The organism is Stackebrandtia sp., from assembly GCF_035643755.1.
Taxonomy (GTDB): Bacteria; Actinomycetota; Actinomycetes; order Mycobacteriales; family Micromonosporaceae; genus Stackebrandtia.
The window spans coordinates 13,949-29,076 of record NZ_DASQPW010000011.1; the positions used below are offsets into that span (position 1 = coordinate 13,949).

Consider the following 15,128-nt stretch of genomic DNA (forward strand, 5'->3'; position numbering starts at 1 on the left):
ACCCTCCCTAGGGGACGACGCGGGCGGCGGCCCAGCCCTGCCAGTGGGGCAGCGCCTCGCCGACGGCCTCCAGCTGCGCCGCCACCGGGCCCGGGCCCGTGGAGCCCGGGGTGGTGCGGGCGGCCAGCGCGCCGTCGACGGTCAGGACCTCGCGGACCGAGCCGTCCAGCCGCGGGCTGATCGCGGCCAGGTCGGCGTCGGACACCTCGTGGAGCTGGAGGCCGCCCGCGGCGCAGTGCGCCACCAGGGCGCCCGTGGTCTCGTGGGCGTCCTTGAACGGCACTCCCTTGCGCACCAACCAATCCGCGACCTCGGTGGCCAGCGAGAATCCCTTCGGCGCGGCGGCGGCCATGGCGTCACCGTGGACGGTCATGGTCGCGATCATGCCCGTGAACGCGGGCAGCACCAACCCGAGCGTGTCCAGGGCGTCGAAGACGGGCTCCTGGGCCTCCTGGAGGTCGCGGTTGTACGTCAACGGCTGCGACTTCAATGTGGACAACAGCCCGGCGAGGTCGCCGATGAGGCGACCCGCCTTGCCGCGCGCCAGCTCGGCGATGTCGGAGTTCTTCTTCTGCGGCATGATGGACGATCCCGTGGAGTACGCGTCGTCCAGCTCGATCCACCCGAACTCCTGGCACGTCCACAGGATGATCTCCTCCGACAGCCGCGACAGGTGCACCCCGATCATCGAGGCCACGAACAGCAGCTCGGCGACGAAGTCGCGGTCGGCGACCCCGTCCATGGAGTTGGCCGCCGCCGACTCGAAGCCGAGCTCGGCGGCCACCGTCTCGGGGTCCAGCGGCAGCGACGAGCCCGCCAGCGCGCCCGACCCCAGTGGGCACACCGCCGCGCGGGTGTCCCAGTCGCGCAGGCGTTCCAGGTCGCGCAGCAGCGCCTGGACGTGGGCCAACAGGTGGTGTGCGAAGGTGACGGGCTGCCCGTGTTGCAGGTGGGTCATGCCCGGGATCGCGGTATTGACATGCCTCGCCGCCTGGTCGCGCAGCGCCTCGATCAGCTCCACCACCCGGCCCGCCAGCCCCCTGGCGTGGTCGCGGCAGTACATCCGGGTGTCGTTGGCCACCTGGTCGTTGCGGGACCGCCCGGCGCGCAGCTTGCCGCCCAAGGGCCCCAGGCGTTCCAGCAGCCCGCGCTCCAGCGCCGCGTGAACGTCCTCATCGGACGCCTCGGCGGCGAAGTGGCCCGCGACCACGGCCTGGCGCAGATCGTCCAGCGCCGACAGCGTCGACGCCAGCTCGGCGTCGGTCAGCAGCTCGGCGCGGTGCAGCACCCGGGCGTGCGCCTTGGACGCGGCCAGGTCGTACGGCGCCAGCCGCATGTCGAAGTGCGTGCTGCGGCTCAGCGCGGCCAGCGCCTCGGCGGGGCCGGACGCGAAGCGCGCGCCCCACAGGCGACTCACGCCGCGTCACCCTTGAGCCGCTCGTCCCGCGCCGCGGCCAGCTTGGACGGCAGGCTCCACAGGTCGACGAAGCCCTTGGCCAGGGACTGATCGAAGGCGTCGCCCTCGTCGTAGGTGGCCAGGCCGAAGTCGTAGAGGCTGGCCTCGGAGCGCCGGCCGGTGACCGTGGCGCGTCCACCGTGGAGCGTCATCCGGATGTCGCCGGTGACGAACCGCTGGGTGTCGTCGATGAAGGCGTCCAGGGACTTCCGCAGCGGCGAGAACCACAGGCCGTCGTAGATCAGCTCGGCCCAGCGCTGGTCGACGCCCTTCTTGAACCGGGCGACGTCCCGCTCCACCGTGACGTTCTCGAGCTCCTGGTGCGCGGCGATGAGCGCGATCGCGGCCGGGGCCTCGTAGACCTCGCGGCTCTTGATGCCCACCAGCCGGTCCTCGACCATGTCGAGCCGACCCACGCCCTGGGCGCCCGCCCGGGAGTTCAGCTCGGTGATCACCTGCAGCGGGGTCTTGGTCTCGCCGTCCAGCGCCACCGGCACGCCGCCGTCGAAGGTGATGACCACCTCGTCGGGGTCGCGGGCCACCGACGGGTCGTCGGTGTAGGCGTAGATGTCCTCGATGGGCGCGTTCCAGATGTCTTCGAGGAACCCGGTCTCGATCGCCCGCCCCCACAGGTTCTGGTCGATCGAATACGGGGACTTGTTCGATACGTCGATGGGCAGGCCCTTGGACTCGGCGTAGGCGATCGCCTTGTCCCGGGTCCAGGCGAAGTCGCGGGCCGGGGCGATCACCCTGAGGTGCGGTGCCAGCGCCGCCAGGCCCGCCTCGAACCGCACCTGGTCGTTGCCCTTTCCGGTGCAGCCGTGGGAGACGATGGTCGCCGAGTGCTTGAGGGCCGCGGCGGCCAGGTGCTTGACGATCAGGGGACGCGACAGGCCCGACAGCAGCGGGTACCGGTCCATGTAGAGGGCGTTGGCGCGCATCGCGGGAACGCAGTACTCGGCGGCGAACTCCTCGCGGGCGTCGATCACCTCGGCCTCGACGGCTCCACAGTCGAGCGCCCGCTGCTTGATGGCGTCCAGGTCCTCGCCGCCCTGGCCGACGTCGATGGCCACCGCGATCACCTCGCCGCCGGTCTGCTCGGCCAGGTACGGAATGGCCACGGAGGTGTCGAGTCCGCCGGAGTAGGCCAGCACTACGCGTTCAGTCATTGGATTTCCTCTTTCTTTCCCGTTTTCTTGTGGATGGTCTCGGCGTCCTTGCCAGCCCAGGACAGCAGCTTCTCGGCCAGTTCGGCCCCGGACAGTCCGTCCCGGGCCACCACCAGGATCGTGTCGTCACCGGCGATGGTGCCCACGATGTCGGCCAGACCCGAACGGTCCAGCACGCTGGCGAGAAACTGCGCGGCCCCGGGCGGGGTTCGCAAGACGGCCAGGTTTCCGGAGTGGTCGGCCCCGGTGAGCAGCTCGGTGAGTCGTCGCACCAGGCGCTCGGGCGGCTGGGTGGCCGGTCGCAGCGGGCCGTCCCCCTCGGCGAAGATCGCGTACGCGGCGGGGGCGGAGTCGGTGCCGCGCACCTTGACCGCGCCGAGCTCGTCCAGGTCGCGCGACAGGGTGGCCTGGGTGACGGTGATGCCGCTGTCCGACAGCAGCGTCACCAGTTCGGTCTGGGAGCGGACGTCGCGTCCGTCGATGAGCTCGCGGATGCGCGCGTGCCGCGCGGTCTTCGTCACGGGGGTGTTCACGTCGCCGCTCCATCCGGGAAGGTCGATTCCATGTCGGGGTTCATCAGCCACGCCAGAAGCGCCTTTTGGGCGTGCAGGCGGTTTTCGGCCTGGTCGAAGACGCGCGATCGCGGGCCGTCGATGACCTCGTCGGTGATCTCCTCGCCGCGGTGGGCGGGAAGGCAGTGCAGCACGATGGCGTGCCGGGCGGCCCGCGACAGCAGGGCCGCGTCGAGCCGGTAGTCCTCCAGATCGGACAGCCGCTGCTCGCGATCGTTCTGCCCCATGGAAACCCACGTGTCGGTGGCGACGACGTCGGCGCCGTCCACGGCGGCGGGTGCGTCGGCGGCGACGACCGCGCTGCCCCCCGACGCGGCCGCGAGCACGTTGGCGCGCTCCACGATGGCGGGATCGGGCCGGTAGCCGCTCGGCCCCGCCACCCTGACGTGGGCGCCGGCCAGCGCCCCGGCCAGCAGGTACGAGTGGGACATGTTGTTGGCGGCGTCGCCGACGTAGGCGATGGTGCGGCCCGCGACCTCGCCGAACTCCTCGGCAATCGTCAACAGGTCGGCCAGCAGCTGGCACGGGTGGTATCCGTCGGTGAGCGCGTTGACCACGGGGACGCCGGAGGCCTTGGCCAGGGCGTTGATCCGGTCGTCGCCGAAGGTGCGGATCACGATGGCGTCCACATAGCGCGACAGAACCCGCGCGGTGTCCTCAATGGTCTCGCCCCGCGACAGGTGGCTGTTCTTGGCGTCCACCACCACGGGGTTGCCGCCCAGCTCGGCGATGCCGACCTGGAACGACATCCGGGTCCGCGTGGACTCCTTCTCGAAGATCACCGCCACGGACTTCGGGCCCGCCAGGGGTTGCCGGGCGAACCTGTCGGCCTTCAGCCGCCGCGCGGACGCGATCAGGGCGAGCTGCTCGTCGCGGGTCAGGTCGTCGTCCTTCAGGAAGTGCCTCACGGTCGACCCCCAGGGGGGTAGGCCGCGTCGAGGGCGGCGGGCAGCGCGGCCAGGAAGACGTCCACCTCGTCCCGGCTCACGATCATCGGGGGCGCGAGGCGGATCACGTTGGGCCGCACGGGGTTGGCGAGGATGCCGTTGTCCTTGAGCGCGGTGAACACCTCGGGCGCCGCGTCGTCGTTCAGCACGATGCCCAGCCACAGCCCGCGTCCCCGCACCTCCGATACCAGCGGGTGGCGCAGTTCGTCGACGCCGTCGACGATCTGGGCGCCGCGTTCCACCGCGTTGGCCATCAGTTCCTGTTCGGCGATGGTGTCCAGGACGGTGAGCGCGGCGGCGGTGGCCACGGGGTTGCCGCCGAAGGTGGAACCGTGGTCCCCCTTGGCGAAGCCGTCGGCGAAGGCGCCGATGCCGACGCACGCGCCGATCGGCAGCCCGCCGCCCAGGCCCTTGGCCAGGGTCAACACGTCGGGCAGCACGCCCGCGCGCTGATGGGCGAACCAGTAGCCCGTGCGGCCGATGCCCGACTGGATCTCGTCGGCCACGAACACCGCGCCGGTGGCGTCGCAGACCTCGCGCACCCGCTTCAGGTAGCCGTCGGGCGGCGGCACCACGCCCGCCTCGCCCTGGGTGGGCTCGATGAACACCGCGGCGCATTCGTCGCCGACGGCGGCCTTCAACGCCTCGCCGTCTCCATAGGGGACGAACCTGACGTCGATGCCGAAGGGGCCGAAGGGTTCGCGGATCGCGTCCTTGCCCGTCAGGGCGAGCGCGCCGAGGCTGCGGCCGTGGAAGCCGTCGGTGGCGGCGACGAAATAGGTGCGCCCGTTGGCCTTGGCGTGGTTGATGCACAGCTTCAGCGCCGCCTCGTTGGCCTCGGTGCCGCTGTTGGCGAAGAACACCTTGGACCGCGCGCCCACCAGGGAGATGAGCCTCTCGGCCAGCTCGACCTCGGGCTCGTGCAGGAACAGGTTCGAGGTGTGCGCGATCGTCGACACCTGCGCCGTCACCGCCGCCACGTACGCGGGGTGGTTGTGGCCCAGGGCCGACACCGCGATGCCGCCGATGAAGTCCAGGTAGGACTTTCCGTCCACGTCCCACACCGTGGTGCCGTCCCCTCGGGACAGCGCCAGCGGCGGGACTCCGTAGTTGGGCATCAGGGACGCGGCGAAGCGCCGCCTCAGGTCGTCGTTGGCGCTCATGACGACACCACCATCGTGCCCACTCCTTCGGAGGTGAAGACTTCCAGCAACAGGGAATGCGGGACGCGCCCGTCGATCACGTGGGCCTGCGGCACACCGGATTCCACCGCGCGCAGGCAGGCCTCCATTTTGGGCGCCATTCCCGCCGACAGGCCGGGCAGCATGTCCCGCAGCTCGGCGACGGTCACCTGCCGCAGCAGGCTGGAGGTGTCGGGCCAGTCGGCGTACAGGCCGTCCACGTCGGTCAACACGACGAGCTTCTGGGCGCCCAGCGCCTCGGCCAGCGCCGCCGCGGCGGTGTCGGCGTTGACGTTGTGCACCACGCCGTCCAGGTCGGGGGCCACCGTGGAGATCACCGGGATGCGGCCCGCCTCGATCAGGTCGGTGACGGCGTCGGGGTTGACCTCGGCGACGTCGCCGACCTGTCCGATGTCGATGGACTTTCCGTCCACGGTGGCGGTGCGCCGCTTGGCGGTGAACAGCTGGGCGTCCTCGCCGGACATGCCGACCGCGAACGGCCCCTGCTCGTTGATCAGGCCGACCAGTTCGCGGCCCACCTGGCCGACCAGCACCATCCGCACCACGTCCATGGCCTCCGAGGTGGTGACCCGCAGGCCGCCCCGGAACTCGCTCTCGATGCCGAGCCGGTTCAGCATGGTGGAGATCTGCGGGCCGCCGCCGTGCACGACTACGGCCCGGATTCCCGCATACCGCAGGAAGACCATGTCCTTGGCGAAGGAGCGGCGCAGCGCGGGGTCGGTCATGGCGTGGCCGCCGTACTTGACGACCACGGTCTTGCCGTGGAAGCGGGCCAGCCAGGGCAGCGCCTCCACCAGGGTCTGCGCCTTGCCCAGGGCGGTGCGCACGTGCGGCGCCATGTCCTCGATCATGAGGAGTACGCCGAGTTCTCGTGCACGTAGGCGTGGGACAGGTCGTTGGTCCAGATGGTGGCGGTCTCGTCGCCCGCGTTGAGGTCCACGGTGAGGTCAACCGCCCGGCCCGTCAGGTCCACGGTGGAGCGGTCGGCGGCGGCCGCGCCTCCCTTACAGATCCACACGCCGTTGACGGCGACGTTCACCGCGTCGGGCTCGAAGGCGGCGTCGGTGGTGCCGACGGCCGCCAGGATGCGGCCCCAGTTGGGGTCGGCGCCGAACAGCGCGCACTTGACCAGGTTGTCGCGGGCGATCCGGCGCCCGACCGTCACCGCGTCGTCGACGCTGGCGGCGCCCCGCACCGTGATCGCGACGTCCTTGGTGGATCCCTCGGCGTCGCCGAGCAGCTGCCGCGCCAGGTCGTGGCACGCGGAGGTCAGCTCGGCGCCGAAGGCCTTGACGTCGGGGATCACGCCGGAGGCGCCCGAGGCCAGCAGCAGCACGGTGTCGTTGGTGGACATCGAGCCGTCGGAGTCCAGCCGGTCGAAGGTGACGCCGCAGGCGGCGCGCAGCGCCGCGGAGGCGATGGACGGCTCCAGCAGGGCGTCGGTGGTGAACACGCACAGCATGGTGGCCAGGCCGGGGGCGAGCATGCCCGCGCCCTTGCCGATGCCCCCAATGGAGTATCCGTCGCCGGATACGGTGACGTTCTTGGGTTTGGTGTCGGTGGTCATGATGGCCCGGGCCGCGTCGGGCCCGCCGTCGGCCGACAGCACGGCGGAGGCGGAGTCCACACCCGACAGGACCGCGTCCATCGGCAGCCGCTCCCCGATCAGCCCGGTGGAGCACACCGCCACGTCGATGGCGCCGATCCCCAGGGTCTCGGCGACCTTCTCGGCGGTGGCGTGGGTGTCGGCGAAGCCCTCGGGCCCGGTGCAGGCGTTGGCGCCGCCGGAGTTGAGCACCACGGCCCTGACGGTTCCCGTGGTCAGCACCTGGCGGGACCAGGTGACCGGCGCGGCCGGGAACCGGTTGGAGGTGAACACCCCCGCGGCCGTGTACTGTGGACCTTCGTTGACGACGAGCGCCAGATCCAGTGCGTCGGCCTTGATCCCGGCGGCCACGCCGGACGCCGTGAAGCCCTCGGGCCCGGTCACCGTCACGGCGCCACCCCGTCGGTGGACAGCCCGGCGGTCTCGTCGAGGCCGAGCATGAGGTTGGCGCACTGCACGACCTGTCCGGCCGCGCCCTTGCCGAGGTTGTCGATGGCGGCGGTGATGATGATCCGGTCGGCGTCGGAGTCCATCGTGGCCTGAAGGTGACAGGCGTTGGAGCCCAAGGTATCGGACGTGTGGGGCCAGTCGCCGTCGTCCAGCACGTGGACGAAGGGCTCGTCCTCGTAGGCGGCGGCCAGGGCGGCGTGCACCTCGTCGGACGACAGCCCGGGCACCGCGGGACGCACCGTCACGGTGGACAGGATGCCGCGCGGCATCGGCGCCAGCACCGGCGTGAACGACAGCGAGGTCGCCCGGGTGGCCTGCTTGATCTCGGGGACGTGCTGGTGCGCGCCCACCTTGTAGGGGCTGAGCGAGCCGGCGACCCGGCTGGCCATCAGGTGCGGCTTGGGGGACGACCCCGCCCCGCTGGTTCCCGACGCGGCCACCACCACGATGTCGGAGGGCTGGCCGAGGCCGGCGTCCAGGATCGGCGCCAGCGCCAGCGTGGTCGCCACCGCGTAGCAGCCGGTCGCCGCGACCCGCCGCGAGGCCGCGATGACCTCGCGCTGGCCGGGCAGCTCGGGCAGCCCGTAGGTCCAGGCCCCGGCGTGCGGGCCCTCGTAGTAGGCCTCCCAGGCGGAGGCGTCCACCAGCCGGTGGTCGGCGCCCAGGTCGACGATCTTGGCCCCGGACGGCAGCCGGGCCGCCAGCGCGGCGGACTGTCCATGCGGGAGGGTCAGGACGATCAGGTCGGCGTCGGCCAGCGCCTCGGGCTCGGTGGGCGCGAACGGTCGTCCGGCGAGGGATCGCAGGTGCGGGTGGACGTCGGTCACCTGGCGCCCGGCGTTGCCGTGCGCGGTCACCGCCGCGATCTCGACGTCCGGGTGCGCGGTCAACAGCCGCAGCACCTCTCCACCCGCGTAGCCGCTGGCCCCGGCCACCGCGATCCGGTATCCCACTGGGTTCACCTCAATACCTCACTGAATTTCTATACAACTGACCGTATCACAATGCATATGGCCGATCTATGGTCACCTCCGGTTCGCTTAGTGACATGAATCGCCGTACGCTGCTGCGCGGCGCCGCCATTGGCGCCGTCGCCACACCCCTCGCCATCGCCGCCGGTTCCGCGATGGCCGATTCCGCCCGCGCCGCCGACTACCAGATCGCGGGCACCGACCAGGCCGGTGCCCGGATCGTCGTCTTCAACCGCAACGACAACTGGAGCGAGAGCACCATCAAATGGAGCTGGCACTCCGGCTCCAGCGGCTGGTCCAACCTCTCCGACGTGAAGTTCCGCGCCACCGCCTCCTTCGGCACCGTGGCCATCGCCGTGGCCAGCGGCGGCAACGCCGGCATCATCCGCCAGGACAACAAGCAGGTGCTGTGGACGGGCGCGCCCGGCGGCAACCCGCACGCCATCGAGCGCATCCCCGACATCGGCGTCATCATCACCGCCAGCTCCGGCGGTTACCTCAATGTCTACGGCCCCACCGCCATCAGCAAACCCAGCACCCTGGCCCGGGTGCAGCAGGTGAGCCTGGCCGGTGCGCACGGCGTGCTGTGGGACCCGACGCTGAAGATCCTGTGGGCCTCGGCCGACAAGCAGGTGCGCGCCTACCAGGTCACCGGCAGCTACCGCGACACCCGCCTCAAGGACCTCGGCAAGAAGGTGACCCTGGCCGGCCTCGGCCACGACCTGCAGCCCGACTACTCCGACAAGAACAAGCTTCTGGTCACCGACAGCTACGGATCGTACGAATTGGACAAGACCAAGCTCACCCTCACCCAGGTGCGCAAGCAGAGCCTGATCAAGGCATTCACGCGCCACTCCTCGGGCGAGGCCCTGTGGGTCCACGGCGAGAACATCGAACCCCGCCCCTGGGCCAGTCCCACCGTCCACTTTGACGGCGGCGACAAGAAGCTGTCCGGCGCCCAGTTCTACAAGGCCCGCATCGTCACCACCGCCTTCCAGTGACCCCCGCGGCGGGGCGCCCCGAAAGGTGGACGCCCCGCCGACATTCCGTCACTCCACCATCACGATGAGCGACTGTGACGACTATCCGACACTTATCGGCCGACCAACAATCCCGTCTCGCCCTTCTCCCCCATCCGGTTCCTGCAAGATCGGTGCCAACACGCTCCACAGTGCGGTCACGGGGACCGTCGCTACACACGGAGGTTGGCACGATGCATCACCGCTGGCGCCTGACGGCCCGACTCGTCGTCGCCTCCACCACGGGGGCGATCCTGTTGCCGCTACTGGCGACCGGCCCCACCCAGGCCGCCGAGCTGCGCGACTGGAACGGCGTCAACCCGATCCACACACTGTGCAATGAGGACGCCACCACGGTCGCCTCGGAGGTCATCGCCTTCGGCGGCCACCGCCTCGGCACCGTCGAACTGCGCTACAGCAACGTCTGCCACACCGCCTGGGCCCGCCTCCACAACGACCTCGACCACCTCCCCGGCGACGCCCACGACGGCTACGCCGCCATCACCCGCGAATCCGACGGCGTCACCCTCCGCTGCTCCAGCCCCGAGGGCGCCGACACCGTCTGCTGGACCGACATGGTCGACGACGCGGGCACCCATGCCCACGCCTACGGCAACATCGACCCCTACCCCTCCTTCGGCAACGGCGAGGCCGAGGCCACCACGACTTCATTCTTACTCTCCGCACCCAGGGGCGGGCGGTCGGTGGGACCGCCCGCCCCTCCCCTATGTCGTCGCCGTCCCCTCCAGGTACCGCAGCACCGCCGCCACGCGGCGGTCGGTCTCGTCGTCGGGGGTCAGGTCCAGTTTGGAGAAGATGCTGCGGATGTGCTTGTGGACGGCGTTGTCCGAAATGTAGAGACGCTTGGCGATCGCGTTGTTGCCCAGGCCCTCGGCCATCACCGCCAGGACCTCGCGTTCGCGGGGGCTGAGCCGCTCCAGCGGGTCGTCGGCGCGCCGCTGGGCGAACAGCTGCGCCACCACCTCGGGGTCGATGGCGGTGCCGCCGCCGGCGACGCGGCGCAGCGCCGCGACGAAGGTGTCGACGCGGCCGACCCGTTCCTTCAGGAGGTAGCCGACGCGCTTGGCGCCGTCGGCCAGCAGGTCGGTGGCGAAGCTCTGCTCCACATAGGCCGACAGGACCAGGACGGCGAGGCCGGGGTGGGCGCGGCGGGCGGCGACGGCGGCGCGGATGCCCTCGTCGGTGTGGGTGGGTGGCATGCGGACGTCGACGACGGCGACATCGGGGCGATGTTCGTCGACGGCGGCGGCGAAGGGTTCGGGTCCGTCCACCGCGGCGGCCACGTCGAAGCCCTCGCCGCGCAGCACCAGGGCCAGGCCCTCGCGGAGCAGGGCGTCGTCCTCGGCGATCACGATCCGCATGGCAACTCCAGGTCGATGGTGGTGGGTCCGCCCGTGGGGCTGGTGATGGTGGTGGTGCCGTCGTGGGCGTCGACGCGGCGGCGGATGCCGACTAGGCCGCTGCCCGTCTCGGCGGCGCCGCCGCGGCCGTTGTCGGTGATGGTGACGCGGAGGCGGTCGGCGGCGCGGCGGACCGTGACCTCGATGGCGGTGGCGCGGGAATGCTTGGCGGCGTTGGTGAGCGCCTCGGCGACGGCGAAGTAGGCGGTGGACTCGACGCTGGCGGGGCAGCGCGGGGCGACGTCCACCGTGGTGCGGCACGGGACGGGGCTGTCGGCGGCGAGGGCGGACAGGGCGCCGGTGAGGCCGCGGTTTTCCAGGACGGGCGGAAGGATGCTGCGGGCCACCGTGCGCAGCTCGGCCAGGGCGTCCTCGGCGGAGGTCTGGACGCGCTCCAGGATCGCGTCGGCCTGGGCGGGGTCGCGGTGGAGGGCCTGGCGGGCGGCGCCGACCAGGACGGCCACCCCGACCAGGCGGTTTTGGGCGCCGTCGTGCAGGGCGCGTTCGATGCGGCGCAGCTCGACGGCGTGGGCGTCGAGGGCGGCGGCGCGGGTGGCGGTGAGCCGGGCGACGCGCTCGGACAGGTCGATGTCGGGGTGGGGCGGCAGCAGGCGGATGCCCGGCAGCGCTTGGGGGGTGACGAGCCTGGGGACGACGAACAGCCACAGGGCCGCCCACAGTGGAGCGCTGGCGGCGACCAGCCAGGCACCCGTCCAGGAGCCGATGTGGACGAAACCGTTGAGGGCGTTGGATTCCACGGGCGGAACGGCCGTCCACCACAGCGGGAACGAGCCCTCGCGCAGGATGTTGACGGGGGCCTGGAGTGCCAGGGACGCCAGGATCGAACCGTAGAGGCCGTGGAGCGGGAGCCAGGCGAGGTCGCGGCGGTTGGCGGGGTCGTCGCGCAGCGCGCGCAGCACCTCGAGCGGGGCGTGGGGCAGCTCGGCGTAGGGGCTGGGGGTGTCGTGGCCGATGCGGGCCAGCCGGCGGCGCTCGAGGTCGGCGAGGCCGCGCACGGCCAGCAGCGCCGGGCGGATCAGGAGGAGCCCGACGCCGACCAGGCTGAGGGCGGCCACCCCGAGCACCAGGGCGCACGCCGCCAGCGCGGCGAGGCCGGTGCCGAGCCCCGCGGCGAGCCATTTGGTGGCCACCAGGGCATCGCGCAGCACCGTCCAGACTCGAGTGCGGGCGGTGCGGCTCATGGCGTGGTCTCGTTTCGGGTGCCGGGGAGGCGGGACCATTGGACTGTACGCGGCGGCTTCGGCGAAACGCCAGCGTGGCGGGGGAAAGTACAGCCTGCTGTACCCGCGAAAGGTAGCTGACGGCATGGGCGGCGGGGGTGGGAGTTCGTAACGTTCGCGGTGGCGGCGACGCCGACGTTAAATCCACTATCGACTCACCTGGAGTACACGATGTCCGATCCCTATCAGCTGTCCGACTCCTCGCCTCACACGGCGGCGCCGCCGCAACGCAAGCCCGGCTCCGCCGCCACCGCGGTGCTGTGGACCTTCGCGGCGATCTTCGCGGGGCTCAACGCCGCCTCGTCCGTCGCGGGCTACGACCTGATCGGTTCGGTCTTCGGCGGCATCGGGCTGGTCTTCATCATCGTGCTGGTCGTGCGGTACGTCAGGCGGAAGCGGTCGTGAACGGCGTCAAGACGCGCACGGCGACGGCGGTGCGGCTGAGCGGGGTGACCAAGGCGTATCGGGGCCAGTCCGAGGAGGCGGCGGCGTTGCGGGCGGTCGACCTGGAGGTCCCCGCGGGCGCCTTCCTGGCGGTGGTGGGGCCGTCGGGCTCGGGAAAGAGCACGCTGCTGCACTGCGCGGCGGGGCTGGACGTCCCGACCAGCGGAACCGTCCACATTGGTGATCTCGAGATCTCGGGCATGAAGGAGACGCGGCGCACCATGGTGCGCCGGGAGCGGATCGGGTTCGTGTTCCAGGCGTACAACCTGGTGCCATCGCTGACGGTCGCCGACAACATCACCCTGCCGCTGCGGTTGGCGGGGGCGGCGCCCGATCGGGAATGGTTGGGCGCCTTGGTGTCCAACATCGGGTTGGACGGCCTGTTGGGGCGGCGTCCCGCGGAGCTGTCGGGCGGGCAGCAGCAGCGCGCGGCGCTGGCTCGGGCCCTGGTGTCGCGGCCCGACGTGGTGTTCGCCGACGAGCCGACGGGGGCGCTCGACCTGCACACCGCCGCCGAGGTGCTGGATCTGTTGCGGCGCTTGGTGGATGTGTTCGGGCAGACCGTGGTGATGGTGACGCACGATCCCGCGGCGGCGGCCCGCGCGCACCGCACGGTGATCATGGCGGACGGGCGGATCGCCGAGTCGCTGACGTCGCCCACCGCTCAGGAGCTCGCCAGCCGACTGACCAGACTGGAGCAGTCATGACGCGTCTGTGGCGCCCCGCGCTTTCGATGGCGCGCGACCGTTGGGGCGGGCTGATCGCGGTGGCCTGCGCGGTCGCGGGCGGCGCGGCCATGGCCACCGCCACGGGGGTGGTGGTCGAGACGGGCGTCGCCTCCCACGCCCCCGTGCAACGCCTCGCCGCGGCCGACGTGCTGGTGTCGGGCGGCCAGTACGTGGTCCAGGACGCCGACGTCGACGTCACGCTGCCCGATCGGGTGCCCGTGGACGCGGGACTGGTGGACGAGATCGCGAAGCTGCCCGGCGTCGACCGCGCGGTGGGTGACGTGTCGTTCCCCGCGTCCATGGCCTCGAGCGATGCCCACGCGGACACCGCCGGGCACGGTTGGGGCGCGGCCGCGCTGGGCGGAAGCCTCGCCGACGGGCGGCAACCATCGGCGAAGGACGAGGTGGCGCTCGACTCGGACGCCGCGGCGACGGCGCGCGTCGGCGACGACGTCACGCTGTCCGTCAACGGCGTCGCCGGGAAGTACCGCGTGTCGGGCATTGTGGACGCGCCCGGCACGGGGCTTTACTTCGCCGACACCACCGCGCGGCACCTGGCGAAGCGGGATGCGGGCGCGGGCGAGGGAACCGTGGATCTCGTCGCCGTGCGCACCGCGCACCCCTCGGCCGTGGCCGAGCGGATCCGCGCCGCCGTGGCGGGCGCCCACCTGGTCGTCACCACGGGAGCCGAGCGCGGCGACATCGAGTCGCTGGCGGCGGGCGCGGGGCGGGGGACGCTCATCGCGATCGCCAGTTCGCTGGGCGGAACCATCGTGTTGATCGTGGGGTTCATCGTGGCCGGCGCGCTGTCGGTTTCGGTGGCGGGGCAGCGCCGCGAGCTGGCGTTGCTGCGGGCCATCGGGGCCACGCCGCGCCAGGTGCGGCGACTGATCGCCACCCAGGCGGGCGTGGTCGCGGCCGCGGCGATGCCGATCGGCATCGCGGCGGGTTACCTACTGGCGCAATGGTTCGCCGACCTCCTGGCCGCCACGGGCGAGGTGCCGTCGAACCTTCCCACCCACCTGGGCCCGCTGCCCGCCGTGGCCGCCGCCGTTCTGCTGCTCGGCGTCGTTCAGGTGGCCGCGCGGCTGGCGGCGGGCCGCACCTCGCGGATGGCCGCCACCGAGGCGGTCGCGGAGTCCAGGGTGGAGCCCCGCGATCCCGCGCCGCTGCGGGTCACCATCGGGTTCGCCCTCATGGGCCTGGCGCTGGCCAGCACGGTGGTGCCCCTGATCTCGCGCAGCGAGGCGGCGTTCATCAGCGTCGCCTCGGGAATCCTGCCCGCGATGATCGGCCTGGCCCTAGCCGCACCGTCCATTGTGCGCGCGGTGACGGGGCGCCTGAAGCGGCGGATGCGGCCGAGCGGCCGGGCGTCGACCTGGCTGGCGGTGGCCAACAGCCACGGCTACGCGCTGCGGATGGCGGGGGCGATAACGGTTCTGGCGCTGGCGGTGGGCTTCGCCATCACCCAGGTGTTCAGCCAGAGCACGCTTCGGGCGGTCGCCGACGACGACCTGGCCGAGGGCTCGCATGTGGACGTCAGCGTCTCCGCGTCCGCGCTCGGCGGCCTCACCGACGACGACGTCCGCCAGATCGGCGCGCTGACCGGAGTGAGGGCGGCGGTGCCGACGATCGCCACCAGCGCGGTGTGGCCGTACCGCGAGGACGGCAAGCGCCGCGCCGACGCGGTTCCCATGCTGGCCTTGGGTTCGGGCGCCGCGTCGGTGATCGACGCCGACGTCGCCTCCGGGGACATGTCCCGCCTTCGCGGCGACACCGTCGCGGTGGACGCCGCCACGGCGTGGACCGAGGACCTGAGCGTCGGCGATCACCTGGATCTCTTCCTGGCCAACGGCGCCAGGGTGTCGCCGACCATCGTGGCGACCTATCGTCGCGGCTTCG

Annotated in this window: 14 protein-coding genes and 1 pseudogene; 5 read left to right on the top strand and 10 right to left on the bottom strand. The window is 71.8% G+C overall.

The window, feature by feature from the left end; genetic code table 11:
• Nucleotides 1-7: 7 nt before the first annotated feature.
• The 8 genes from argH to argC are packed head-to-tail and all read right to left on the bottom strand — an operon-like array spanning nt 8 to nt 8,355.
• Nucleotides 8-1,417 carry an argininosuccinate lyase gene (gene argH, locus VE172_RS00770; protein WP_324795759.1) on the bottom strand — a complete coding sequence of 470 codons (1,410 nt, stop codon included), beginning with the start codon at nt 1,415-1,417 and terminating at the stop codon, nt 8-10.
• Nucleotides 1,414-2,625: an argininosuccinate synthase gene (locus tag VE172_RS00775; RefSeq protein WP_324795762.1), complete on the bottom strand. Its 1,212-nt coding sequence runs from the start codon at nt 2,623-2,625 to the stop codon at nt 1,414-1,416. The genes argH and VE172_RS00775 overlap by 4 nt, the downstream gene beginning before the upstream one ends.
• A complete protein-coding gene (locus VE172_RS00780) occupies nt 2,622-3,158 on the bottom strand; it encodes an arginine repressor (RefSeq protein WP_324795765.1) in 537 nt (178 codons plus the stop codon). The genes VE172_RS00775 and VE172_RS00780 overlap by 4 nt, the downstream gene beginning before the upstream one ends.
• The gene (gene argF / locus VE172_RS00785; protein WP_324795768.1) at nt 3,155-4,105 is read right to left on the bottom strand and encodes an ornithine carbamoyltransferase; all 951 of its coding nucleotides are present in this window, start codon (nt 4,103-4,105) and stop codon (nt 3,155-3,157) included. The genes VE172_RS00780 and argF overlap by 4 nt, the downstream gene beginning before the upstream one ends.
• The gene (locus VE172_RS00790) at nt 4,102-5,307 is read right to left on the bottom strand and encodes an acetylornithine transaminase (protein WP_324795771.1); all 1,206 of its coding nucleotides are present in this window, start codon (nt 5,305-5,307) and stop codon (nt 4,102-4,104) included. Before VE172_RS00790 ends, argF begins: the two co-directional genes overlap by 4 nt.
• The gene (gene argB, locus VE172_RS00795; protein ID WP_324795774.1) at nt 5,304-6,185 is read right to left on the bottom strand and encodes an acetylglutamate kinase; all 882 of its coding nucleotides are present in this window, start codon (nt 6,183-6,185) and stop codon (nt 5,304-5,306) included. Before argB ends, VE172_RS00790 begins: the two co-directional genes overlap by 4 nt.
• 8 nt (nt 6,186-6,193) lie before the next feature.
• Nucleotides 6,194-7,342: a bifunctional glutamate N-acetyltransferase/amino-acid acetyltransferase ArgJ gene (gene argJ / locus VE172_RS00800; protein ID WP_324795777.1), complete on the bottom strand. Its 1,149-nt coding sequence runs from the start codon at nt 7,340-7,342 to the stop codon at nt 6,194-6,196.
• Nucleotides 7,339-8,355, bottom strand: coding sequence for an N-acetyl-gamma-glutamyl-phosphate reductase (gene argC / locus VE172_RS00805; protein WP_349258209.1), 1,017 nt, complete (start codon nt 8,353-8,355; stop codon nt 7,339-7,341). The genes argJ and argC overlap by 4 nt, the downstream gene beginning before the upstream one ends.
• A gap of 95 nt (nt 8,356-8,450) precedes the next feature.
• Here argC and VE172_RS00810 point away from each other — a divergent pair, with 95 nt between their 5' ends.
• Both VE172_RS00810 and VE172_RS25625 read left to right on the top strand, forming a co-directional pair.
• Nucleotides 8,451-9,374 (top strand): DUF6528 family protein, encoded by a 924-nt coding sequence (locus VE172_RS00810; protein WP_324795783.1) that lies wholly within the window; start codon nt 8,451-8,453, stop codon nt 9,372-9,374.
• A 212-nt stretch (nt 9,375-9,586) separates the two neighbouring features.
• Nucleotides 9,587-9,940 (top strand): annotated as a pseudogene (locus tag VE172_RS25625) (DUF2690 domain-containing protein); the annotation flags it as partial.
• Nucleotides 9,941-10,117: 177 nt separating this feature from the next.
• On the opposite strand, the gene VE172_RS00815 reads toward VE172_RS25625, so the two are convergent.
• Both VE172_RS00815 and VE172_RS00820 read right to left on the bottom strand, forming a co-directional pair.
• Entirely contained in the window at nt 10,118-10,774 is a 657-nt protein-coding gene (locus VE172_RS00815) for a response regulator transcription factor (protein WP_324795785.1), read from the bottom strand.
• The gene (locus tag VE172_RS00820) at nt 10,762-12,015 is read right to left on the bottom strand and encodes a sensor histidine kinase (RefSeq protein ID WP_324795787.1); all 1,254 of its coding nucleotides are present in this window, start codon (nt 12,013-12,015) and stop codon (nt 10,762-10,764) included. The genes VE172_RS00815 and VE172_RS00820 overlap by 13 nt, the downstream gene beginning before the upstream one ends.
• A gap of 210 nt (nt 12,016-12,225) precedes the next feature.
• Between VE172_RS00820 and VE172_RS00825 the strand changes: the two genes are divergently transcribed.
• The 3 genes from VE172_RS00825 to VE172_RS00835 form a co-directional block, all read left to right on the top strand.
• A complete protein-coding gene (locus tag VE172_RS00825) occupies nt 12,226-12,459 on the top strand; it encodes a hypothetical protein (RefSeq protein WP_324795789.1) in 234 nt (77 codons plus the stop codon).
• Nucleotides 12,456-13,205, top strand: a complete 750-nt coding sequence (locus VE172_RS00830; RefSeq protein WP_324795792.1) for an ABC transporter ATP-binding protein — start codon at nt 12,456-12,458, stop codon at nt 13,203-13,205. Before VE172_RS00825 ends, VE172_RS00830 begins: the two co-directional genes overlap by 4 nt.
• Nucleotides 13,202-15,128 (top strand): ABC transporter permease (locus VE172_RS00835; RefSeq protein WP_324795795.1); only part of this gene is annotated, 1,927 nt, incomplete at its 3' end. The genes VE172_RS00830 and VE172_RS00835, both read left to right, overlap by 4 nt.